Source organism: Terriglobus sp. RCC_193 (assembly GCF_041355105.1).
In the GTDB taxonomy this organism is placed as follows: Bacteria; Acidobacteriota; Terriglobia; order Terriglobales; family Acidobacteriaceae; genus Terriglobus.
This window is the reverse complement of sequence record NZ_JBFUPK010000002.1, coordinates 72,613-93,854: the sequence shown is the minus strand read 5'-3', so window position 1 is coordinate 93,854 and position 21,242 is coordinate 72,613. Positions and strand designations below refer to the sequence as shown.

18 protein-coding genes and 1 pseudogene are annotated in these 21,242 nt (G+C 58.9%); 12 read left to right on the top strand and 7 right to left on the bottom strand.

Going from position 1 to position 21,242, the window contains the following annotated elements; all coding sequences use genetic code 11:
- The first annotated feature begins 52 nt into the window (after positions 1-52).
- A complete protein-coding gene (locus AB6729_RS08995; protein ID WP_371081281.1) occupies positions 53-964 on the top strand; it encodes an EamA family transporter in 912 nt (303 codons plus the stop codon).
- On the opposite strand, the gene AB6729_RS08990 is transcribed toward AB6729_RS08995, so the two are convergent.
- Both AB6729_RS08990 and AB6729_RS08985 read right to left on the bottom strand, forming a co-directional pair.
- Positions 961-2,289, bottom strand: a complete 1,329-nt coding sequence (locus AB6729_RS08990; protein WP_371081280.1) for a flavin monoamine oxidase family protein — start codon at positions 2,287-2,289, stop codon at positions 961-963. The two genes, AB6729_RS08995 and AB6729_RS08990, sit on opposite strands and share 4 nt — an antisense overlap.
- Positions 2,286-3,701 carry a CCA tRNA nucleotidyltransferase gene (locus tag AB6729_RS08985; RefSeq protein WP_371081279.1) on the bottom strand — a complete coding sequence of 472 codons (1,416 nt, stop codon included), beginning with the start codon at positions 3,699-3,701 and terminating at the stop codon, positions 2,286-2,288. The genes AB6729_RS08990 and AB6729_RS08985 overlap by 4 nt, the downstream gene beginning before the upstream one ends.
- Positions 3,702-3,786: 85 nt before the next feature.
- Between AB6729_RS08985 and AB6729_RS08980 the strand changes: the two genes are divergently transcribed.
- The 7 genes from AB6729_RS08980 to AB6729_RS08950 all read left to right on the top strand — a co-directional run bounded on the left by AB6729_RS08980 (position 3,787) and on the right by AB6729_RS08950 (position 10,788).
- On the top strand, positions 3,787-4,842 hold the full coding sequence (locus AB6729_RS08980) for an AI-2E family transporter (protein WP_371081278.1): 1,056 nt from the start codon (positions 3,787-3,789) through the stop codon (positions 4,840-4,842).
- Between the two features lie 84 nt (positions 4,843-4,926).
- On the top strand, positions 4,927-6,171 hold the full coding sequence (locus AB6729_RS08975; protein WP_371081277.1) for an amidohydrolase family protein: 1,245 nt from the start codon (positions 4,927-4,929) through the stop codon (positions 6,169-6,171).
- A 71-nt stretch (positions 6,172-6,242) separates the two neighbouring features.
- On the top strand, positions 6,243-7,418 hold the full coding sequence (gene tsaD, locus AB6729_RS08970; protein ID WP_371082608.1) for a tRNA (adenosine(37)-N6)-threonylcarbamoyltransferase complex transferase subunit TsaD: 1,176 nt from the start codon (positions 6,243-6,245) through the stop codon (positions 7,416-7,418).
- A gap of 80 nt (positions 7,419-7,498) precedes the next feature.
- Positions 7,499-8,986, top strand: a complete 1,488-nt coding sequence (cysS, locus tag AB6729_RS08965; protein WP_371081276.1) for a cysteine--tRNA ligase — start codon at positions 7,499-7,501, stop codon at positions 8,984-8,986.
- 126 nt (positions 8,987-9,112) lie between these two features.
- Positions 9,113-9,370, top strand: a complete 258-nt coding sequence (locus tag AB6729_RS08960; protein ID WP_371081275.1) for a hypothetical protein — start codon at positions 9,113-9,115, stop codon at positions 9,368-9,370.
- 21 nt (positions 9,371-9,391) lie between these two features.
- Positions 9,392-9,724, top strand: coding sequence for a cell division protein ZapA (locus AB6729_RS08955; protein WP_371081274.1), 333 nt, complete (start codon positions 9,392-9,394; stop codon positions 9,722-9,724).
- Between the two features lie 320 nt (positions 9,725-10,044).
- Complete coding sequence (locus AB6729_RS08950; protein WP_371081273.1) at positions 10,045-10,788, top strand: ThuA domain-containing protein; 744 nt, start codon at positions 10,045-10,047, stop codon at positions 10,786-10,788.
- A 561-nt stretch (positions 10,789-11,349) separates the two neighbouring features.
- Here AB6729_RS08950 and AB6729_RS08945 read toward each other — a convergent pair.
- Positions 11,350-11,448: pseudogene (locus AB6729_RS08945) on the bottom strand (DUF1684 domain-containing protein); the annotation flags it as partial.
- A 152-nt stretch (positions 11,449-11,600) separates the two neighbouring features.
- Here AB6729_RS08945 and AB6729_RS08940 point away from each other — a divergent pair.
- The 4 genes from AB6729_RS08940 to AB6729_RS08925 all read left to right on the top strand — a co-directional run bounded on the left by AB6729_RS08940 (position 11,601) and on the right by AB6729_RS08925 (position 15,850).
- Complete coding sequence (locus tag AB6729_RS08940; protein WP_371081272.1) at positions 11,601-12,341, top strand: prolipoprotein diacylglyceryl transferase; 741 nt, start codon at positions 11,601-11,603, stop codon at positions 12,339-12,341.
- Entirely contained in the window at positions 12,331-13,761 is a 1,431-nt protein-coding gene (locus AB6729_RS08935) for a pseudouridine synthase (RefSeq protein ID WP_371081271.1), read from the top strand. Before AB6729_RS08940 ends, AB6729_RS08935 begins: the two co-directional genes overlap by 11 nt.
- Before the next feature lie 12 nt (positions 13,762-13,773).
- Positions 13,774-14,793, top strand: a complete 1,020-nt coding sequence (locus tag AB6729_RS08930; protein WP_371081270.1) for a VWA domain-containing protein — start codon at positions 13,774-13,776, stop codon at positions 14,791-14,793.
- A gap of 136 nt (positions 14,794-14,929) precedes the next feature.
- Complete coding sequence (locus tag AB6729_RS08925) at positions 14,930-15,850, top strand: DUF72 domain-containing protein (RefSeq protein WP_371081269.1); 921 nt, start codon at positions 14,930-14,932, stop codon at positions 15,848-15,850.
- A gap of 31 nt (positions 15,851-15,881) precedes the next feature.
- Here AB6729_RS08925 and pheT read toward each other — a convergent pair whose 3' ends face one another.
- Genes pheT through AB6729_RS08905 form a run of 4 tightly spaced genes read right to left on the bottom strand, consistent with a single transcriptional unit; the run spans position 15,882 to position 21,126 of the window.
- The gene (gene pheT / locus AB6729_RS08920; RefSeq protein ID WP_371081268.1) at positions 15,882-18,005 is read right to left on the bottom strand and encodes a phenylalanine--tRNA ligase subunit beta; all 2,124 of its coding nucleotides are present in this window, start codon (positions 18,003-18,005) and stop codon (positions 15,882-15,884) included.
- A 53-nt stretch (positions 18,006-18,058) separates the two neighbouring features.
- On the bottom strand, positions 18,059-18,454 hold the full coding sequence (locus AB6729_RS08915; protein ID WP_371081267.1) for a four helix bundle protein: 396 nt from the start codon (positions 18,452-18,454) through the stop codon (positions 18,059-18,061).
- Entirely contained in the window at positions 18,451-19,560 is a 1,110-nt protein-coding gene (gene pheS / locus AB6729_RS08910) for a phenylalanine--tRNA ligase subunit alpha (protein WP_371081266.1), read from the bottom strand. Before pheS ends, AB6729_RS08915 begins: the two co-directional genes overlap by 4 nt.
- A 33-nt stretch (positions 19,561-19,593) precedes the next feature.
- Positions 19,594-21,126 (bottom strand): UbiA family prenyltransferase, encoded by a 1,533-nt coding sequence (locus tag AB6729_RS08905; RefSeq protein ID WP_371081265.1) that lies wholly within the window; start codon positions 21,124-21,126, stop codon positions 19,594-19,596.
- Positions 21,127-21,242 lie beyond the last annotated feature (116 nt).

Genomic DNA, 21,242 nt, shown 5'->3' with positions numbered 1-21,242 from the left:
GTACGGCGAAGATGGCGCTGTGGCAACGATGGTGCCTGATAGGCTGTGGCCCATGACCAGAAAGCATGAAAGCACGTCGCGATCTCTCGTCATACTTGCTTTTGCGTGCGTTTATTTTTTCTGGGGATCGACGTTTGTTGCGATTCGCGTGGGTGTGCAGTCGCTTTCGCCTGCGTTTGTTTCCGGATTTCGTTACTGTGCGGCGGGCGTGATTATGCTGACGGTGCTTGCGCTGCGTGGGGTAAGGGTCGCTTTGCCGCGTGCGGAGTTTCAACGTGCGTTGCTGCTGGGCATGGTGATGCTGACGGGCAACAACGTAATGGTGAGCTGGGCGGAGCAGACGCTTTCTGCTGGTCTTGCCGCGTTGCTGGCGGCGGCAATTCCATTGCTGATTGCGTTGGCAGAGACGTTTATTCCTGGCGGTACTTCGCTGAACCGCCTGGGATGGGTGGGTACGGTGCTTGGGTTTGTGGGGCTTGTTGTGCTGCTGGCTCCGCTGCTGCAAGGCGGTGTTGGTTCTGCATCGACTGGTGTGGTGATCATGCTGGTGGCGAATTTGTTATGGGTTGCGGGTTCGCTTTATTCCGGGCGCAGGCCTTCGAAGATTGACCCGTTGCTGGGGGCCGGGTGGCAGATGTTGCTGGGTGGCACGTTGAGTATTGTGATGGGTTCGGCGCTGGGTGGATGGCAGACGGCGCATTGGAGCAAGAGTGCACTGCTGGCGGTATTGTGGCTGATCGTCTTCGGGTCGCTGGTGGGTTACACCGCATACATGTGGCTGCTGCATCATGTGCCGGTGGCAAAGGTGGCGACGTATGCGTATGTCAATCCGATTGTGAGTGTGGCTTTGAGTTCGGTGCTGCTGCGTGAGTCGCTGCATGGATCACAATGGATTGCGATGGCGATCATCCTGGCTTCTGTGGCGGTGGTGACAGCGAGTAAGTCAACGCCGAAAACGGCTTAGTGTAATTCCAGCATTTGTTGCGCGGCACGAATGCCACTGCGGAGTGCTCCGTGGACTGTGCCCCAATGGCCAGTGATGTCGGTGTGTTCGCCTGCAAAAAAGAGTGTGTTCTCGACGGGATGGGTCATCTTTTCCGAGGCGTCTGCTGCGCCTGCGGGAACCCATGAATAGGCGCCGCCGAAGAACGGATCACGACTCCAGTCATGGCGGTGATGTGTGACGAGTTCGTCGAGTATCTGCTGTTTTGGAATGCCGAAGATGCGCGAAAGGTCATGGCATGCGGCTTCGGCAATTTCGTGATCGTCTTTCGAAGAGAAGGCTTCAGCAGATGGGCCTCCTGCCCACGCCGTGAGTACAGGGTTGAGCGAAGGATAGCTGGTCCAGAAGACGCGGAAGTTGAGGTCACTTCTCTGCCGTTCAGGCAGGATGAACGAGAGTTTCTGGAGCGCCTTTTTCTGCGGGTGATCAAGCTCTGCCCACCAGCGGGAGCGGAAGACGAAGCTCATGCGAAGGACGGCACCCATAGGCATGCGGCTGGCGTGATGAAGAATGTCCGCAGGTATGGGATGGAACAAGACGCTTGAGGATTGCAGGACGCTGAGCGGCAGCGTGATGATGGCGGCGTCGGCGTGCAGGGATTGGCCTGTGGTGAGTTGGACGTGGACCGATCCACACGACCATGTGATGGATTTCACATGCGACTGCAAACGGAGCGTGCCGCCCAAACGCGTGAATCGCGCGGCAAGTTCTTCGGGCAGGCGATGATAGCCGCCCTTTATATGACGCAGGGCGTCGCCCTCGATGCTGTCTTCTGCCTGCTGCTGGATGGCGAGTGAGCGCACGGAGATGCGCGATGCATCGGCGGCGTTGAATCCTTCGACATAGGCGCGAGCACCGGAGCGGATGTCGGGCGCGATGTTTTCATGTTCACACCATGCATCGAATGTCAGGTCTTCGGTCGGGTGCTTTTCGCTCCATTCCGTCATACGTTCGAGAACGCTGAAGGGGGAGGCTTCGTCATTGTGTGAGCCTTCGTCCTGCGGATGCAGGGAGTCATCGCTGCAGTCGTAGTTGAAATCTTCGCCCGCGAGTTCGTAGGTTTCGAGGTTGAGGTCTTCCAGCAGCGCCAGTAGTTCCGGCGGTTTGCCGTGCACGAATTCTGCGCCGAGTTCGATGGGCGTGCCGTTCTGTTGCACGGTGCGGATGCGACCGCCGACGTGATCCTGTGCTTCGAGAAGCGTCACGTTCAGGCTGCTGCTGGCACGCAGTTTTACTGCAGCCATCAGGCCTGCGACTCCTCCACCGATGACAATGACGTGTTTCAATGGACAGCCTCCGCAGGAGTTTTTGCGAGCAGGTCGCGCAGCAGGTTGATGGCTTCTTCGCGTGTGTGGATTGCACCTTCGAGTTGGGCGTCCTCCAGGTCTTGCAGTAGTTGTTTGAAGCGCGGGCCGGGCTTCAGGCCTGCGTCGATGAGGTCGCGCCCGGTGAGCAGCAGTGTGGGTTTGTAGACTTCTTCGGGCGCTTTCTCGAACTCTTCTTTTGCGTAGCGGTACAGGTCCAGCAGGTTGTGCGAACTGGTGACGTCGAGCTTGTGCAGTGCCAGATGCTCAGGGAAGTCGTGCAGGCGGAAGAAGCGTTTCAGCGTGCTCTGCTTCATATGTCTTACGTCGCCAAAGCGCATGTGATTGGCTACGAGTGAGACGACCTGGTCTATGTCTGCGGACGAAAAGCGTAGACGGTTCATGATGGCGCGGGTCATGGTGGCACCCACTTCTGCGTGGCCGTTGAAACGGATGCGGGGCTTTGGGTCTGCTGGATCGGGTGCGCGAAAGGTGGGCGGTTTGCCTACGTCGTGCAGTAATGCGCCCCATGCCAGTGTGCCTTTTACATCTGCGGGGAGTTTGTCGAGCAGCAGCAGCGTGTGAATCCAGACGTCGCCTTCGGGGTGCCATTCGGGCGGTTGCTCTACGCCCTTCATCGCAGCGACTTCAGGGAGGACATGTTGAAGCAGACCGGATGCGTCGAGTAGTTCGAAGGCGTGTTTGGCGTGGCCTTCGGTGAGCATCTTGGTTAGCTCGTCGCGGATGCGTTCGTTGCTAACCTGTGTGATGGTGGTGGCCTGTTGTCGTATGGCGCGCAGGGTTTGTTCTTCGATGGTGAAGTCAAGGCGTGCGGCGAAACGGACCGCCCGCAACATGCGGAGTTTGTCTTCTTCGAACCGCTTTTGTGGATCGCCGATGGCGCGAACGATGCGTGCCTGCAGGTCCTGCTGGCCGTTGACGAAGTCGAGCAATTTCTCTGCAATGTTGTGTTCTGTCAGGCCGACGGGGTCGAGCAACATGCCGTTGATGGTGAAGTCGCGGCGCTGTACATCGTCTTCTGGTTTTTCTGCGTATTCCACTTCCACGGGGCGGCGACCGTCGACGTACTCGCCGTCGCAGCGGAAGGTTGCGACTTCGGTTTGTATCTCGCAGCCTTCGTCTTTGTCTGCGTTGCACACGATGACCACGCCGAAATGTGCGCCGACACTGAAGGTGCGATCAAAGCCCATCATGACGGTTTCCGGTCGGGCGTTGGTGGCGACGTCGTAGTCCTTGGGGGCGATGCCCATGAGCAGATCTCGCACGCAGCCGCCTGCGAAATAAGCGTGGAAGCCGCGGTTGCGCAGCTCTTCCACGATATGCAGCGCTGCCTGAAATGCCGGTGTTGCCTTTGTGTTTTCCAGTGCCTTCATCTCTCTTCCTAGGATGCGCCTGTTTGTGCGCAGATGTCTTTGCGGCAGCAGTGACACGGAAATCTGCATCAGAAGTGTGAAGAAGATGAGCACTTCCTCAATGGGACCGGGTACAGGGTATATGCAGTGGCGGACGACGGCGCTGTTTACGCTGACGACGCTGTGTCTGGCAGCGACGTTGTTGTTTGCCCACACGCTGATGTTTCCCATCATCGGCGCAGTCACGCTGGCTGTGGTGACGCAGCCGATGTCTGTGTGGTTGCGCAGGCGTTGGTCGCCCACGCTGGCTGGGATTGCGATGGTGGTGCTGGTCAGCGTGGTGCTGTTTGCGCCGATGTATCTGCTGATCAAGCATCTGGTGGTGCAGGCGATTGCGATGGCTCGCTATGTGGAGTCGGGCGGTGTGGACGACTTTCTGGCAGAGCTTGCAGTGAAGCATCCGAAGCTGGGTGATGCGCTGCAGAATGCGATTGCGCAGTTTGCGCCGGGCATGTCAGGCCGTGCGATTGCGGGTTGGTCCGCGCCGAAGCTGGGGCAGGCGTTTGGCGCGATGATTCACGGCATTGTGAGCATTGTGCTGCTGCTGTTTTTTTACTTCTTTCTGGTGCGGGATGAGGTGGCGGCGCTGCGGGCGTGGAAGTCGGTGTTGCCGCTGCGTGAGGATGAGACGTTTGATTTCAGCCGTAAGCTGCGCGACATTATCGAGGCGATTTTTGCGGGACGTCTGCTGATTGCCATGTTGCAGGGCGTGGCTTCGGGCGTGGCGTACTGGCTGGTGGGTGTGCCCGGCGCGCTGCTGTGGGGATTTGTCACGTTTGTGTGCTGCCTGATTCCCGCGTTTGGCGCATTTCTGGCGTGGGTGCCGATCTGCTTGTATGTGGGACTGGTGCTGAGTTGGACGAAGTGCCTGATTTTGGCAATCTGGTGCAGTGCGGTGGTGAGCACGATGGATAACTTTCTTTACCCGGTGTTTGTGGGGAAGAAGACGGACCTGCATACGGGCGTGGTGTTTGTTGCCATCTTTGGCGGGTTGGCTTTCTTTGGGATCAGCGGGTTTATTTTGGGGCCGGTGCTGGTGGCGTCGGCGATTTTGTTGTTGCAGATATGGAAACAGCGGCTGAGCGAAGCGGGTGGTCAGTAACACTGCCTGGATATTGTGGTGCCCTGCTTTCTGGAACTTTTCGCCATTATTCGCGTACAAGCAGGTATCCATCGGAGGAACAGCTTGATACGGATCGTGCGCTTGATTGCAGCTTGCGTAGTTCTTACAAACGTCATCCACGGCCAAGACGTTCAACGACCAACGACTTCGGTAGCTTTCCACAACGTCGACGTATTTGATGGAACCCGAAAGCTTGCTGGCGTCACTGTACTGGTCGAAGACGGGATGATTCGAAGCGTGGGGGCAGAGATTACGATTCCTCCGTCGGCAGAGGTGATCGACGGACGTGGAAAAACCCTTCTCCCGGGCCTGATTGATTCGCACACACATCTAGGAGAACATCTGGTTCGAGAGTTTCTGCAAGATGCCCTGGCTTTTGGGGTGACGACCGAACTGGAGATGGGTGGTTCTGCCGCGAGCCTGAAGATGCGTAAGGAAGGATGTTCCGGCTGTGCCGATTTTCTTACCGCTGGAACGGTCATAACCGCGCCTGGCGGGCACCCGACACAAATGGCTGGCTCTCCAATGCCTATGCTCTCACCCACTGCAGATGTACAGGTGTTTGTGGATCAACGCATTGCGGAAGGCTCTGACTACATCAAGATTATTGATGAGCATCAGTTTCCGACGTTTTCTCCCCGGCGAATTGAAGACATTGTGATCGCAGCTCATCGGCGCAACAAATTGGCTGTAGCGCATGTGGGGTCTCAGAAAGAAGCGGTTGAATCATTGCAGGCTGGCGTCGACGGCATTGCCCATGTCTTTGCCGACTCTCCTCCTGACCCGAAATTTGCGCAGATGGTCCTCGATCACCACGCGTTTGTCATTACAACACTCACAGTTTTCGAGTCGTTGAGTGCAGGGGGTGGCAAGCGCTGGTGGGAACTGGAACCTAATCTGAACGCCCGCCTTACCCCGTCGATGAAAACCATGCTTGCGATTCGGCTACCCGCTTCGCCGACGATTCATCTGGGCTACGCAGAACAAACTATTGCTCTGCTAAAGAAAGCTGGAGTGCCGTTGCTTGCAGGTACAGATTCACCTGTGCCTGGAATTGCGCATGGCGTGAGTCTGCACCGTGAACTAGAGCTTCTTGTGCAGTCCGGCTTATCGCCATCGGAGGCGCTGACAGCGGCGACGTATACGCCAGCTACGCCAGCGCGGCAATTCGGCCTTCATGACAGAGGGAGGATCACCGTGGGACTGCGCGCGGACCTGATCCTGGTGGGTGGCGACCCAACCACTGATATTCAAGCTCTGCGCAACATCATAGGTGTTTGGAAACTGGGTGTACGTGTCCCTCGCTGATCAAACCGCTATGTTCCTTCATCGATTTGAAGTGCGTGGCGATCTCACATTCATCTCTATACGATAGAGAGATGGGCAATGGCCTGATTTTGGGGATCGAAAGCTCTTGCGACGAGACTGCGGCGGCGGTGGTACGTGCGGGCAGCGATGTGCTGTCCAACGTTGTCGCGACGCAGATGCAGATGCATGCGCTGTATGGCGGCGTGGTGCCGGAGCTGGCCAGCCGCGAACACCTGCGGAATATTGTGCCGGTGGTGCGGGAGTCGCTGCGGCAGGCTGGCATTGAAGCCAAGGATGTGGATGCCGTTGCCGTGACTGCGGGGCCGGGGCTGGCGGGTGCGCTGCTGGTGGGGATTTCGTATGCCAAGGCGTATGCGTATGCGCTGGGGAAGCCGTTGATTGCGGTGAATCATCTGGAAGGGCATATTCATGCGGTCTTGATGGAGAGCAGCGAGTCAATCCATAAAAGCAGCGAGTCAGCGAGTCAGCGGGTTAGCGAGTCAGTGGGGTCGGTTGTCGGTGACGCGGCTGGGAATACGCTGGCGCTTGTTGTGAGTGGTGGGCATACGCATCTTTATCTGGCTTCGCTCGATGAGGGAGTTTGGCGCTATCGCAATGTGGGACGCACGGTGGATGATGCGGCTGGCGAGGCCTATGACAAGGTGGCGAAGCTGCTGGGATTGGGGTATCCCGGTGGCCCGTGGATTGACCGGTTGAGTGCGTTTGGGAATCCGCGTGCTGTGCCGTTCCGGTTTGTGGAGATCAATCGCGGGACGGTGGACGAGCCTTCGTTTGATTTTTCGTTCAGCGGGATCAAGACGGCAGTGCTGCGGTACATCGAAACGCATGGGATGAAGGGTGCGATTGAGGATCGGCGGGCTGCTCTGGAGAAGATTGCTTCGCCTGCACTGGACGATGTGCGTGCGCTTTGCGATGCTGCGACGCTGGACCTGATTGCGAGTTTTCAGGCGGCGGTGGTGGGGAACCTGATCCGGCAGACGATGGCGGCGGCGCAGCATTTTGGAGCGAAGCGGATCGTGGTGAGCGGCGGTGTGGCGGCGAATCGGGAGCTGCGGGCGCGGTTTGAGGCGGAGGCGGGGAAACGCGGTCTGACCGTTCGTTTTCCTGCAGCGGACCTGTCCACGGACAACGCGGCAATGATTGCGGCGGCGGCATGGTCGAAGTTCGCGCAGGGTGAGTTTGCGGGCCCTACCTTGAATGCCACGCCGCAGCTTCGCCTCGGATAAGATTAAGAACGACGGAATGCGGCGGCGGGGCGATGGCCCGGGCGCGCTCGCAAGTCCCGGAAGGCACGCGAACGCGCCGGATGCCCATCGAACTCTTTAATACTCTTGGCAGCCGCGTGGAGCCGCTGACTGCGTCGCGGGACAACACGCTGCGTATGTACTGTTGCGGCCCCACCGTGTATGACTACGGCCACATTGGCAACTTCCGCACATTTCTGCATGTGGATGTGCTGCGGCGCACCGCGCGGCTGAACGGCCTGGCGCTGAAGCACGTGATGAACATCACGGATGTGGATGACAAGATCATCCGCAATGCAGGCGCGGCGGGCATGCCGATTGCCGATTACACGGCGAAGTACGAGAAGGCTTTCTTCGAAGACATGGATGCGCTGGGCGTGGAGCGTCCGGAGATTGTGGCGCATGCGACGGAAAGTATCCCGGAGATGGTTGCGCTGGTGGAGCAGCTTGCGTCCGAAGACATTGCCTACAAGACCGAGGATGGCTCGTGGTACTTCCGCATTGCGAAGTTTCCGGATTACGGCAAGCTGAGCGGCAAGGACCTGGAAGGCATTGAAGACGGCGCGCGCGTGGACGTGGACGAGTACGAGAAGGATGCCGCGCGCGATTTTGCCCTGTGGAAGGCGACCAAGCCCGGCGAAACATCGTGGCAGACGGCGATTGGTGAGGGGCGGCCGGGGTGGCACATTGAGTGCTCGGCGATGGCGCTGAAGCACCTGGGGCCTAACTTCGACGTTCATGCTGGTGGCGAGGACCTGACGTTCCCGCACCATGAAAACGAAATTGCGCAGAGTGAGTGCGCTACGCATCAGCCGTTTGCGCGGCACTGGTTTCATGTGCGTTTTCTGCTCGTTGAGGGCAAGAAGATGTCCAAGAGCGAGGGCAACTTCTTCACGCTGCGCGACCTGCTGCTGAAGGGCTATCGCGCGTCGGCGATTCGTTTTCTGTTGATCAGCGTGCCGTATCGCAACCAGATGAACTTCACGTTTGAAGGTCTGACGGAGAGCGCGAATGCGATTGAGCGTCTGCGGACGTTTGTGCGCAGGCTGGATGCCGCGGTGAAGAATCCTGCTTTGCCTGAGGTGGCAAACGAAGAACTGCTTGCCTTGTCGATTGCCAAGCGCGATGCGTTTCATGCGGCGTTGCGGAACGATCTGAATACCGCGGAGGCGCGCGCTGCCGTGTTTGACATGGTGCGTGCGGCGAATATCACGCTGGATAACGGCACGTTTGGCTGCGGCAATGTGGATGCAGTACAGAAGCTGCTGAACGACTTTGATGCGGTGTTTGATGTGTTGACGGATCGCGATGCGGCCATCAGCAAGGCTGCTGTGGCGTGGGCGCAGGCAGAGGGCCGCACGGATATTGCGGCGGAACTGCTGACGGCACAGAGCATCACGGACGAGGAGATTGACGCGCTGATTGCGGAGCGTACAGACGCGCGCAAACGGCGAAATTTCGCTCGTGGAGATGCCATCCGCAATGAGCTGCTGGAAAAAGGCGTCGTGATTGAGGACGGTAAAGACGGCGTGACCTGGAAGCGCAAGTAGTGTCGTGAAGCGGCGGGGGTAGCCGAAGAAGATACCCCCAATGCGATTTGCTATTCGGCATTCACAAATCACCAACCTATACTCGCGGAAGCGAGCGAATCTATTTCGCAGAGGAGTACCGGATTTATGGCCACCACCACTATCAGCGTTGACGAGTTTCAGGCGCTAGAACAGCGCGTCCTTCGCACCGTGGAGCTGATCCGGTCAGAGCGCGAGGCACGTGCCACGGCTGAGGCTGAGGTTGCGGCGCTGAAGGAATTGCTGGACACGGCTTCTGCGGAGAATTCGCAGCTTACCGCGGAGATGCATTCGTTGAAGAGCGAGCGCGCGCAGGTGAAGGGCCGCGTCGACGCCATGCTGAAACAGCTCGACGAGCTGGTGTAACCGAAGAAAAGAAGAGAAGGCATGCAGAATTCCGTCCCCCAGTCCGTAACGGTTGCCATCTACGACCAGAACTACCATCTGCGCGGTGTGGACCCGCAGCACATTGAAGCGCTGGCGCAGCTGGTGGACAGCAAGATGCGTGCGGTGTCGTCGCAGGGCGCCACGGTGGATTCTCTGCGCGTGGCGGTGCTGGCGGCGCTGAACATTGCGGATGAGTTGATGGAACTGCGTGAGCGGCACCGGGAATTGCTGGATTCGCTGGATCATGCGGAGACGGCGAACCGGGATCGGGCGCATTCGCTGGCGTCGATGCTGGATGAGGCTTTGCGGGACGAGTATCGCGTGGCCGTTTAGTTCTACTTAACTTTTTGCTTGTAAAGGGTGCGGCTTCGGCTGCGCCCTTTTGTCATTCTGCGCGTAGGCGAATAATTTTTGCAACGGTGCATTTGTCGATGCGCTGTTTGATTTCTTGCGAGAAAGCGGATGCTGCGCTGGCCAGTGAGGGGTTCGTAGGGATTCCCGTTCGCTCTGCTCAGGACATGCTTCGCTGCGCTCAGAATGACGGGCCTGTGTGGTGACGGATGCGGGCGTTTGCAAACGCTTCCAACCTCGCGATACCATGCCGCCGATGTGCTTCTGTTGGTTTGCGGAGGCGCGAAAGGATTGTCCACGCGATGAAATTTCTTCTTGCCCTGTTGTTGCTGTGCTCGTCTGCTGCGGCGGTTGCGCAGGATCGCATCCTGATCTACACGCGCAGTTACACGGCGGATGGCAAGGGCTATATCCACGGGAACCGCGCGAGCAGCGTGGTGGCGCTGGAGAAGATTGCGGCGGATTTGAAGATTCCTACGGACAATACGGATGACCCCATTGTGTTCACGCCGGAGAATCTGAAGAAGTACACGGTGATGGTGTTCAGCAACAGCAACAATGAGGCGTTCAGCACGCAGGCGCAGCGCGATGCGTTTAAGGGATGGATTGAGCATGGCGGTGGTTGGGTGGGTATTCATTCGGCGTCTGGCAATGAGCGCACGTGGGACTGGTTTGCGCAGATGGTGGGCGGCCGCTTCCTGATGCATCCGAAGAAGCAGCAGTTCACGGTGAAGGTGGTTGATCCGAAGTTTCCCGCGATGCAGGGAGTGCCGGCGGAATTCACCGTGAATGACGAGTGCTACTTCACCAAGCGCTTCAGCGATACGATTCATCCGCTGCTGACAGTGGATACGTCGAAACTGGATGTGACGAACTTCAAGCTGGATCGCAAGGATTTTCCGAATCCGCTGCCGATTGCGTGGTGGCAGGAGTTTGATGGCGGGCGTGAGTTTTATATCGCGCTGGGCCATGACAACTCGTATTACGAAGACCCTGTGTTCGATGGGATATTGAAGCGCGCGATTTTGTGGGCGGCAAAGAAGTAACGGCCTCCGATTGGCACTGCAGTGGGCAGGGCGGAAAGCAGGTCCTTCGGCTTCGCTCAGGATGACGGCCTGCGGTCGTATGCGCTTCGCTGATTCGCGCTTTGCGCGAATACCCAGGTTAGCTTCGCGAACCTGGGGCACCCGGCTTCGGATTCTTCCCTTCGACAAGCTCAGGGCCAGAATGACCGCCCGTTGTGGCTGGGAAGGCAACATTCCGTTAGCACAAAATTGGATTGTTGCTCAACTTGCAAACGCTTCGTGGATTGCGTAGCATCTGCTCCTAGATGACCGACCTGCAAAGCAGGTGGGGGAACAACGTCGGTTGAACCAACATTCATTGAACAGGGGTTCGGCTCGTATATATGGTTCGGTGTGCAATGTCCGCCAGTCCGGAATGCCTAAAGAACCACGGCTGAATCCCACCGCTTATTGGCGGGTTCACCGGCGCTTCCAACACGGCCCAGCGGGTCGGTCCTCGCACTCTTCTTTCTCCAAAGGCTTTTAAGAACGAACGCAGCGATCGCGGCGACTCCGCTGCGACGCTGCGTTCGCTCTTTCCGGCTACTGCCGGTAGCGCCTTTCGCCTGCAGGGATGGCGATGGGCAGGCGGTTCTGTTGTGGCGGCATGGGGCAGGAGGTGTGCGAGGAAAGGCGCACAGCGGGTTGCTGGGCATGGCGATGTCGGGGAAGCGGCCACCTAGATAGGCTTCCTGCTTCCGGGTATACCGGCGGTGAGGCCGTGTCGTCCCGTTGGAAGCCCTTCGATGGAAACGCTGAAGAGCTTACCCACGTATTCTTACAGAGAGCATCTTATGCATCCACACCTGTTCCGTATCGGCCCGGTCACTGTCCCCACGTTTGGGGCGATTGCGGCGTTAGGTCTGGTGCTGGCGATTTCGCTGGCGGCGCGCGGCGCGCGGGTGATGCGGCTGAATGAGGACGCCGTGTGGAACCTGTGCCTGTGGATGGCGGCGGGAACGCTGGTGCTGTCGCGCCTGATTATTGTGGCGCAGGTTTGGAAGTCGTTTGCGAAGTATCCGTTGTACATCCTGACGTTGCCCACGGTGACTAAGTGGGGGCTGCTGCTGGCGCTGGGTAGTGGCGCGGTGTACGTGCTGGTGAAGCGGCTGCCGTGGCTGCGCACGCTGGATGCGTTGGCTCCTGCGGCGTTGCTGTTGCAGGCGTTTCTGCACCTGGGAACGCACTTTTCCGGCGATGATCTTGGGTTGGCCACATCGTCCCGGCTGGGCGTTGTGTTTGGCGATCAGGGGTATCACCCGGTGGCGTTGTATTCGGCGGTGCTGACGCTGGTGGCGTGTGCGGTGGCGTTTGTGTGGCTGCATCGTGAGTCGCAGCCGGGCGAGACGTTTGGGCTGAGCCTGACGCTGGCGGCGCTGATTCGGTTTTTTGTGGATACGCTTCGTCCGGGTTGGGTTCTACCCGCGACGATGATTGGCAACCTGCTGCGGGTAGACCAGCTTGTGCTGGTGCTGCTGGCAGTGGCGGGTTTGAGTTTTTTCTTTCAACGAAAGGGCGTGCGTTATGCCCAGTAAAAATATGTTGCCGAAGGGCAAGCGGCGGCACTCTGTGAAGGCGGACTACCGTACGCAGCGGGATGCTGCGCGCGATGCGGTGGCTGCGGAACTGGCAGTGACGGAAGCGGTGCTGTACGGCGAAGAAGTTCCCGTGGTGAAGCCTGCGATCCCGAATACTGCTGTGCCGGACAAGCGTGGCAAGGGATATCAGAAAAGCGGCAAGCGGCAGCAGCGGACTGTGGAGACGGTAGCAAAGGAACTTCCTCCGTCTGCAATGGATGAAGATGACGAACTGATTGTGCCGCTGGACGTTTTGGCTTCCCCCGGAGGATTGGCGACGCGAACGCTGGTGGCTACGCCTGAGTCGCGTGGGATGCGGCTGGATGCTTATCTGGCGTGGGCGTTGCCGGAGATCAGCAGGGCGCGGGCGCAGTTGCTGATTGAGCATGGGCAGGTGCGGGTGAACGATTCGCCTGGGAAGGCAAAGCACAAACTCAATGGCAATGAGCAGATTGTGGTGGAAGGCCAGCCGCAGCCTGCGCCGCTGCGCGCGACGCCGGAAGACATTCCGCTGAGCATTGTGTATGAAGACAAGCACATGGCCGTGATTGATAAGCCCGCGGGCATGATGGTGCATGCGGGCAGCGGCCTGACCGATGATGCGCGTAGCAGTGGCACGCTGGTGAATGCGTTATTGTTTCACTTCAAAGATAAGCTGAGCGATGTGGGCGGAGCGCTGCGGCCGGGCATTGTGCATCGTCTGGACAAGCAGACCAGTGGCCTGATCATGGTGGCGAAGAGCGATGCGGCGCATCGTGCGTTGGCGGAGATGTTTTCCGAGCGGTCGCTGGAGAAGCGATACATTGCGCTGGTGCATCGGCATGTGAAGAGTGAGCGTGGATTGATCGATCTGCCGATTGCGCGCGATCGCCTGCGCCGCACGCGCATGACGACGCGTGTGGGGAACCGGTATCTGACCACGGCGAGCCATGGCACGCCCGCTAACCGTCATCCGGATGAGCCGGAAGAGCGTACTTCACGCAGGCCAAATGATCCGCGGCCAGCAAGGACGCATTACACCGTGCTGGAGCGGCTGCACACGACGGCGGGGGATTTCACGCTGCTGGATCTGAAGATTGAAACCGGACGCACCCACCAGATCCGTGTTCATATGCAGTCGCTGGGGCATCCTGTGGTGGGCGATACGCTGTATGGCGCGCCTGCGAAGATTCCGGGCCTCAAGGCAGAGGGAACCGGGCCCACGCTGCATCGGAATTTTCTTCATGCGGCGCATCTGGTGCTGGATCATCCGATTACAGGAAAAGAGCTGGATTTGGAGGCTCCCCTGCCGGTAGAACTTGCGTCTCTCTTAGAGCAGCTTCGTGCGTTGGAAATACCGGCAGCGCCCGCCAAGCCAAAACACGCCGAGGATTGGTAAACTACGCCCCGTATGGCAGTTTTTCGTAAGTTCGCAGTTCGAATCGCAGGCACCGTTGCACTGGTGGCGGCTTCGATCACTTTGTCCGCCCAGCAGCAGTCCACACCGCTTCCACCGGCGAATACGAATCCCCAACCCGGAGCGAACCCTCCGCAGCCGAATCAACCCACGGGCGATGCCCAGGGTGGCAGCTATACGCTGAAGGCGTTTGTGCCTGAGGTGTACCAGGTGTTCACGGTCACGGATAAGAGGGGCCACTTTGTCACCGGTCTGAAGCAGCAGGATTTTGGGCTGCTGGATGACGGCAAGCGCCCTGAGCGCGTGATCAGCTTTACGCAGCAGGCGAATCTGCCGCTGCGCATCGGCATCATGCTGGATACGTCCAACTCCATCCGCACGCGCTTTCAGTTTGAGCAGCAGGCGGCGACGGAATTTCTGTTGCAGGTGCTGCGTCCGCGGCAGGATGCGGCGTTTGTCAGCGGATTTGATGTGCGGCTGGACCTGGTGCAGGATTACACCAATTCCATTGACAAGCTGAGCACGGCGATTGAGAAGCTGCGGCCCGGAGGCGGTACGGCGTTTTTTGATGCGATCTATCAAACGTGCCGCGACCAGATGTTGACGGTGACCAGCAACGAGACCATTCGCAAGGCGCTGATCGTGGTATCGGACGGCGAGGATAACTACTCGCGCGTGCAGGAGCAGGAAGCCATCAAGGAATGCCAGCGTGCGGATACGCTGGTGTACACCATCTCCACCAATGTTTCGCCATCGCGCGATAAGGGTGATGATGTGCTGATGCGTTTGAGCGAAGCGACCGGTGGACGCACCTTTTTCCCCAACAAGATTGAGGATGTGGCGCGTGGATTCCAGGACATTCAGGAGGAACTGCGCTCGCAGTATTCGCTGCGGTATCGCCCAGCCGACCTGAAGCAGGATGGCGCTTTCCGTACGATTTACCTGACGACGCTGGACCAGCGTTACCACGTGCGCGCACGTAAGGGATACTTCGCGCCGAAGCCTCCGCAGTAAGGTACTTCGTACTGTTCTCGACGCCTTCGGCGTGTAAGACAGCGAAAGGGGATGCGATATCGCATCCCCTTTTCTTGTTTGGTCAGGATGCGCCATGGGGCCATCGTTGGGATGTTACATGGGCATCCCATAAGGTATGCATGGCCATGTTCGTATCGGCATTTCCGGGTGGCGTTACAAGGGCTGGCGAGGGAAGTTTTATCCGCCGAAGCTGCCGCAACGGTGCGAATTACAGTTTGCTGCGGAACGTTTTGGGTCCATTGAGATCAACGGAACGCATTACTCGTTGCAACGGCCACAGAGCTTTGAACAATGGCGCGATGAGACGCCGAGGGGTTTTGTGTTTGCGGTGAAAGGATCGCGCTTTATTACGCACATGAAGAAGTTGCGCGGTGTGGACGAGGCGCTGGCGAACTTCTTTGCGCAGGGTGTGCTGGCGCTAGGAGAGAAACTTGGGCCAGTGCTGTGGCAGTTGCCGCCATCCATGAAATTTGATGCAGGGCTGCTGTCAGATTTCCTGGAGAAGTTGCCGCACACAACGGAAGATGCTGCGGCGCTGGCGCGTGACCATTCGCCGAGGTTAAAAGGCCGAAGCTTTCTTCAGGTTTTGAAGAAGCAGCCGGTGCGGCATTGCCTGGAGATTCGACATGACTCATTTCAGTGCGAGGAGTTCATTGCGTTGTTGCGCAAACATGACGTTGGCCTGGTGGTGGCGGATACGGTGAAGTGGCCGCTGCTGTTTGATGTGACGAGTGACTTCGTCTATTGCCGCCTGCATGGTTCTGAGGAGCTATATGCTTCCGGCTACAGCGATTCGGCTCTGGATAGTTGGGCAGATCGCGTGTCGTTGTGGGCCACGGGGCATGAGGCGAAGGACGAGTCGAATCATAGCCGGTTGCATGGTCATCACGCTGTGCAAAAGAATGCGCCGAAACGGAAGAAGCGCGATGTATATGTGTACTTTGATAACGATGCCAAAGTACACGCGCCCTTCGATGCGCAGGGATTGATGGAACGCGTGGATGACCGGCTCAATGCAAAGGCGAAGGCTGCTTGAGCCTTCGCCTTTGTTGATGAATGAGGCTTGTTTATGCTGCGCGGTGTTTGCCGCCGAGCTGGATAAGCGCGGCGACGATGGCCTCCTGCCATCCGGCGATCTCCTCTTCGCGCAGCGTGCGTTCCGGGGATTGGAAGACGGTGCGCAGCAGGAGCGAGGATTCGCCTTTGGGGACGGCTTTGCCTTTTGCATCACGGAAGATTTCGATGGGTTGCAGCGAGATCATCTCCGCGATGTTCAATGCGGCAATTGCCTTTGAAACGGCAGCCCACGTGATGTTGTCTGCGAAGAGGAACGAGAAGTCGCGTTCGACGGCCTGGTAGCGCGAGGGTTCTTTCGCCGCGGGCTGCTTCAGGTCGAAGGCGAAGAGTGCGGGGATGTTCAGTTCCGCGAGGACGACGTTTTCCTTTAGCTTGCGGCGGTCGCGTTCTTCATTGGTTAGTTCACCGAACCAACCAATTGTCTTGCCTTCGAGCGTGATGGCTGCGCCGCGACCGGATGCGACCCATTTCGGCAGGTTGTCAGCGGAGAAGGTAAGTACGTTTGCGACGAAGCGTGAGAGCAGTTCTTCCACTGCGCCTTTGACTTCGAAGAAGAGCGCGTCTGCGACGTCGATGGTGCGTGTGGCGGATGCGTTGCCGTATGCGCCGAGTGTGAGCGATGGATGCTCGTTCACTTGCGCTGTTGAGCCGGTGAATACGGTTCCGTATTCGAAGAGGCGGACGGCTGCTACGTCACGTGTGCTGTTGAGCAGCAACATGCCAGCCATACCGGGCAGCAGTGATGGGCGCAAGTTGCCCGCTTCCGCATTCAACGGATTGCCCATGGGGACTGCGGATTCGGTGGTGAAGAGAGCGGAGTCGGTTTCGGACGCGAAGGTGCTGCTGATGGCTTCTGTCCAGCCGAGGGCGCGCAGCGTGGTACGTACGACTTCTTCCTTTGCGGCGTGCGGCAGTGCGATGACGCCACCGGAGAAGCTGGGCAGCGTGTCTGCGAAACGGTTGTAGCCGTAGACGCGCGCGATCTCTTCAATGAGGTCGATTTCGCGTTCCAGGTCGAGACGCCACGAGGGCAGTGTGACCTCGTACGTTGCGGCGTCGGCGCTGGGGCGCAGATGGCAGCCAAGCGCCTGCAGGTACTGCTCCACGACATCTGCAGGGACGAGATGGCCTGCTGTGCTTTCCTCAATGGTGGTGCCGAGGAGGCGCTGTACCTGCTCCGCTGAGAGAACGACGTGCGGGCGTTTGGTGGTGCGGAGTTCCTGCGCTTCCACAATGACATCGCTCATGGTGCCGATGGCTTCGCCGCCGCAGGCTGCGATGACGCCACGTGTGACAAGGCGATTCGCAAGAGCGCATGCGCCGAGGTCGGCACCGCGTTCGTAGCGATGCGATGCGTCTGTGTGCAGGCCGTGACGACGGGAGGTGGCGCGGATGGTTGCGGGATCGAACCACGCGGCTTCCACGAGGATGTTCTTCGTCTCTTCGGTGACGCGTGAATCCCATCCGCCCATCACCCCGGCGAGGCTGAGCGCCTTCTTCTCATCGGCGATAACGACGTCGTCTGTGGTGAGCGTCTTTTCGCTGCCGTCGAGCAATGTGATCTTTTCGCCTGCATGGGCGCGACGCACGATGATGCTGCCTTCGATGGTGTCGAGGTCGAAGACGTGCGTAGGGTGGCCCATGGAGAGCCAGTTGTAGTTGGTGATGTCGACTGCGTTGGAGATGGGCTTTTGGCCGATCTGCGCGAAACGCTCAGCAACGATGCCTTCACTGGGCTTCACGGTGACGCCACGGATGACCTGTGCGGTGAAACGGCCGCAGAGTTCAGGCGCGTCAATGCGTGCGGGATACGCGCCGTTTGCCTCTGCGGGAAGTGAACCTGCGGACTCGCCTTCTGCGTTGAGAACGCGGCGGTCTTCCAGTTGCAGCAGCGGCACGCCGTAAATGGTGGCCGCTTCGCGCGCGATGCCGTAGTGGTTCATGGCGTCGACGCGGTTGGTGGTGATGTCCATTTCAAAGAGATGGCTGCCATCGGGCAGAGCATGGACACCTTCGACGGCGATGCCGCGGAGGGTGAGGTCGTCCGCCAGTTGGCGGTCACTAACTTCGAGGGCGGGGAGATATTCCCGGAGCCAAGTCGACAAGATATTCATGTTAAAAGCAGCGAGTCAGCGGGTCAGCGAGTCAGCAAGTCAGCTTTCGTCGCTTAGGCTTCATCGACCTCCAGGGTTCTTAAGAGTCCGTTCAGGATGCGGGCGACTTCGGCGGTGAGTGTGAGCACGGAGTCGGCATCTTCCTTCTTTAAATAGGTGAGGTCCGTTGCGAGCAGAGTCTGTGTCTCTAACTCGAAGAGTGAGCCTCGTGCATTGCCTAGAAACATACGCAATGCGCGATCGCTTAGTCTGCCGTGGCCTTCTGCAATGTTGCTTGGGACGGAGACTGCGCTTCTACGCATTTGTACGGTCAGGCCGAATCGCTCTTCAGCGGGAAATCTCTCTGTTACCAGATACACCTGCTTCGCAAGCTGCATGGCTTTCTGCCAGGCAATCAGGTCGCGGTAGCTTCGCGTACGCGGACCTCGCTGGCTTGCTGACTCGCTCATACAAACTGGCTCAGGAAACGGAGATCGCCGGAGTAGAACTGGCCGATGTCGCCTACGCCGTACTTCATCATGGCGATGCGTTCCACGCCCATGCCGAAGGCGAAACCGCTGATCTTTTTGGTGTCGTAGGCGGGTTCGAGTCCGTTTTCAATGCGGCGCTGATCCACGGCGGCGAAGACTGCGGGATCGACCATGCCGCATCCCAGAAGTTCAATCCAGCCGGAGTATTTGCACTTGCGGCAGCCCTTCTGTCCGCAGAAGGGGCAGGAGATCTGGACGTCGGCGCTGGGCTCGGTGAAGGGGAAGAACGATGGGAAGAAGCGTGTTTTCACGGACGAGCCGAAGAAGGCTTTCATGGCGTGATCGAGCGTGCCCTTCAGGTCGCTGAAGGTGATGTTGGTGTCAACGCAGAGGCCCTCGACCTGATGGAAGATGGGCGAGTGGGTGGCGTCGCTTTCGTCGTTGCGGTGCACCTTGCCGGGGATGACGATGCGCAGCGGCGGTGGCTGCGAAATCATCGTACGAATCTGCACGGGCGAGGTGTGCGTGCGCATCAACAGACGTTCACGCAATGGCTTCTTGTCCTGATCGGCGACGACGAGGGTGTCCTGCGTGTCGCGCGCGGGATGGTTTGGCGGGAAGTTCAGCGCCTCAAAGTTGTAGAAGTCGCTTTCGACCTCCGGGCCGACGCCGACGGAGTAGCCTAGCGCGGCGAAGACGGCGGTCATCTCGCGCATGGTGCGCGTCAGCGGATGTTCCGTGCCAATGGCGCGGCGGATGCCCGGGAGTGAGAGGTCCAGCGATGAACCTTCTGCCGCCGTGCTGATAGGGCCTGCGAGGAGAGCGGCTTCAATCTCGTTCTTGAGGGCGTTGAAGCGCATGCCGAGTGACTTCTTGGCTTCGGGCGGCGCGGTCTTCAGCCAGCTTTCGCTGAGCAGTTTCAGGCGGCCCTGTTTGCGGCCAAGCCAGTCGAGGCGGAAGTTTTCCTGCGCTTCGGGCGTGGTCAGTTGCGCGGCTGCGGAGCGAACTTCGTCCGTGAGTGCGCGGAAAGCCTGGTCGAGCGAGGCGTCATCGAACGCGCTCAGGGGTGTGATGGTATCCGTCATGATGCGTCTTTACAGGATAAACGACTGCGGGTGCTACAGCGCGAGCCAGACGATCAGGGCGCAGAGAGCGCCCAGCAGCCAGCTCATGCGATCGGTGATGGCGTAGACGACCGGGTCTTCGTGCAACTGGCCGCGACTGGCCAGCAGCCAGACACGGCTGATCCAGAGAATCAGTACCGGTTCGACAAGCCACAGGCGGCTCATGTGGGTATAGAGGTGTGCCGCTGTGAGGTTGGAGATGTACATGCTGAGCACGACAACTGCAGCAAATGCGCTGGAGGTGCCGAGTGCGCGCAGTTGTTCGATGTCGCCGGTGCCATAGCCGCGTCCGGAGGCTTTGTCGCGTCCGCTGGCGACCATGAGCTCAAGCTCACTGAAGCGCTTGACGAAGGCGAGGGAGAGGAAGAAAAAGATGGAGAATGCGGCCAGCCATTCAGAGATGAACACGCCGCTGGCAGCGGCACCCGCCAGAAGGCGGATGGTGTACAGGCCGCTGAGTACGATCACATCGACCAGCACCATTCGCTTCAGGACAAAGGAATAAGCCAGCGTGGTGACGGTATAAATGCCGAGCCATAAAACGAACCCGCCGGGTGCGGTCAGGAAGCCGGTGGTCTGTGTCTGGCCAGAAAAATGGGTGGCGGCGTGAGGTACCAGAAGTGCAAGTATCAAAGCGATGACGAAAAACACCGCCACAATGGCCACACCGGCGATGGGCGAGAGGTCGCCGGCGGCGAAGGGTCTGCGGCGCTTCCGCGGATGGCGGCGATCTGCCTCAATATCCAGTAGATCGTTGATGATGTAGGTCGCGCTGGCGCAAAAAGACAGGGAAAAGAATGCCAGGAGGCAGGCGATCATGCTGCGCGCTGAGAAATCGTGCGCGAGGATGGCGGGCAGGAAGATGAGGGCATTCTTCGCCCATTGGTGCGCCCGGATCGTTTTGAGAAACACCGCGAAGGTGGAGCGACGGTCGATAAATTCCCGGTGAATGGTGATCCGGTCGCGTTGGAGAGCCTTACGCAGTTTTCGATGAGGATTGGCGACCATGGGCAGGACGCTTTCGCGCAGCAGCGTGCGATCCGGGATGGCGTTGCCGATATAGGTGAAACCCTCGGGGAAGAGATCCTGGAAAGCTTTCAGCTTGTTGGCTCCGGCCAGGTTCAGGGTGCCGTCGGAGGCGAGAACGCCGGTAAACAGATCGCCAAAGTGGGCTGCTACCTGTAGCGCAAATCCAATATCTGCCGCAGTTGCGAGGTAGATGCGGCGGCCGAGCGCGTGCTGCTCCCACAGGTATTCCAGCAGCGGTTGGTTGTAGGGAAGGAATTCGACATCGACCTGGGCGCGGCCGGTGATTTCGCGTTTGAAGCCTGCGCGTCCCTTGCTGACCCACCGGGGCCAGTGCAGAGGGGAGGTGGGCTGCTGGCGTACCAGGAGCAGAACGGCGTCTACAAGAGTGTCGCTTTTGACCAGGGTGCCGTCCAGATCGACGCACAGGGGCACATCCGGGGCTGGTGTGAACTCTGAATATACGGTTGCGGCGACGCCGGACAGGCGATCGTCTTCCATAACTTGCGACTCCCTGTCTCTGTTCGGTTATACGGGATGCCGGGAGAGAAGCCCGGCAACAAGGCGATTATAAAGACGCGCTATTTGCGTTCAGGGGTGCCTGGGATGAATTCTCA

Excerpts from the sequence above, each read along its gene's own strand:
- AB6729_RS08995 (WP_371081281.1), top strand. The coding sequence starts at position 53 with ATGACCAGAAAGCATGAAAGCACGTCGCGATCTCTCGTCATACTTGCT.
- AB6729_RS08985 (WP_371081279.1), bottom strand. The coding sequence starts at position 3,701 with ATGAAGGCACTGGAAAACACAAAGGCAACACCGGCATTTCAGGCAGCG.
- AB6729_RS08980 (WP_371081278.1), top strand. The coding sequence starts at position 3,787 with ATGAGCACTTCCTCAATGGGACCGGGTACAGGGTATATGCAGTGGCGG.
- tsaD (WP_371082608.1), top strand. The coding sequence starts at position 6,243 with ATGGGCAATGGCCTGATTTTGGGGATCGAAAGCTCTTGCGACGAGACT.
- cysS (WP_371081276.1), top strand. The coding sequence starts at position 7,499 with ATGCCCATCGAACTCTTTAATACTCTTGGCAGCCGCGTGGAGCCGCTG.
- AB6729_RS08960 (WP_371081275.1), top strand. The coding sequence starts at position 9,113 with ATGGCCACCACCACTATCAGCGTTGACGAGTTTCAGGCGCTAGAACAG.
- AB6729_RS08955 (WP_371081274.1), top strand. The coding sequence starts at position 9,392 with ATGCAGAATTCCGTCCCCCAGTCCGTAACGGTTGCCATCTACGACCAG.
- AB6729_RS08950 (WP_371081273.1), top strand. The coding sequence starts at position 10,045 with ATGAAATTTCTTCTTGCCCTGTTGTTGCTGTGCTCGTCTGCTGCGGCG.
- AB6729_RS08940 (WP_371081272.1), top strand. The coding sequence starts at position 11,601 with ATGCATCCACACCTGTTCCGTATCGGCCCGGTCACTGTCCCCACGTTT.
- AB6729_RS08935 (WP_371081271.1), top strand. The coding sequence starts at position 12,331 with ATGCCCAGTAAAAATATGTTGCCGAAGGGCAAGCGGCGGCACTCTGTG.
- AB6729_RS08930 (WP_371081270.1), top strand. The coding sequence starts at position 13,774 with ATGGCAGTTTTTCGTAAGTTCGCAGTTCGAATCGCAGGCACCGTTGCA.
- AB6729_RS08925 (WP_371081269.1), top strand. The coding sequence starts at position 14,930 with ATGCATGGCCATGTTCGTATCGGCATTTCCGGGTGGCGTTACAAGGGC.
- pheT (WP_371081268.1), bottom strand. The coding sequence starts at position 18,005 with ATGAATATCTTGTCGACTTGGCTCCGGGAATATCTCCCCGCCCTCGAA.
- AB6729_RS08915 (WP_371081267.1), bottom strand. The coding sequence starts at position 18,454 with ATGAGCGAGTCAGCAAGCCAGCGAGGTCCGCGTACGCGAAGCTACCGC.
- pheS (WP_371081266.1), bottom strand. The coding sequence starts at position 19,560 with ATGACGGATACCATCACACCCCTGAGCGCGTTCGATGACGCCTCGCTC.
- AB6729_RS08905 (WP_371081265.1), bottom strand. The coding sequence starts at position 21,126 with ATGGAAGACGATCGCCTGTCCGGCGTCGCCGCAACCGTATATTCAGAG.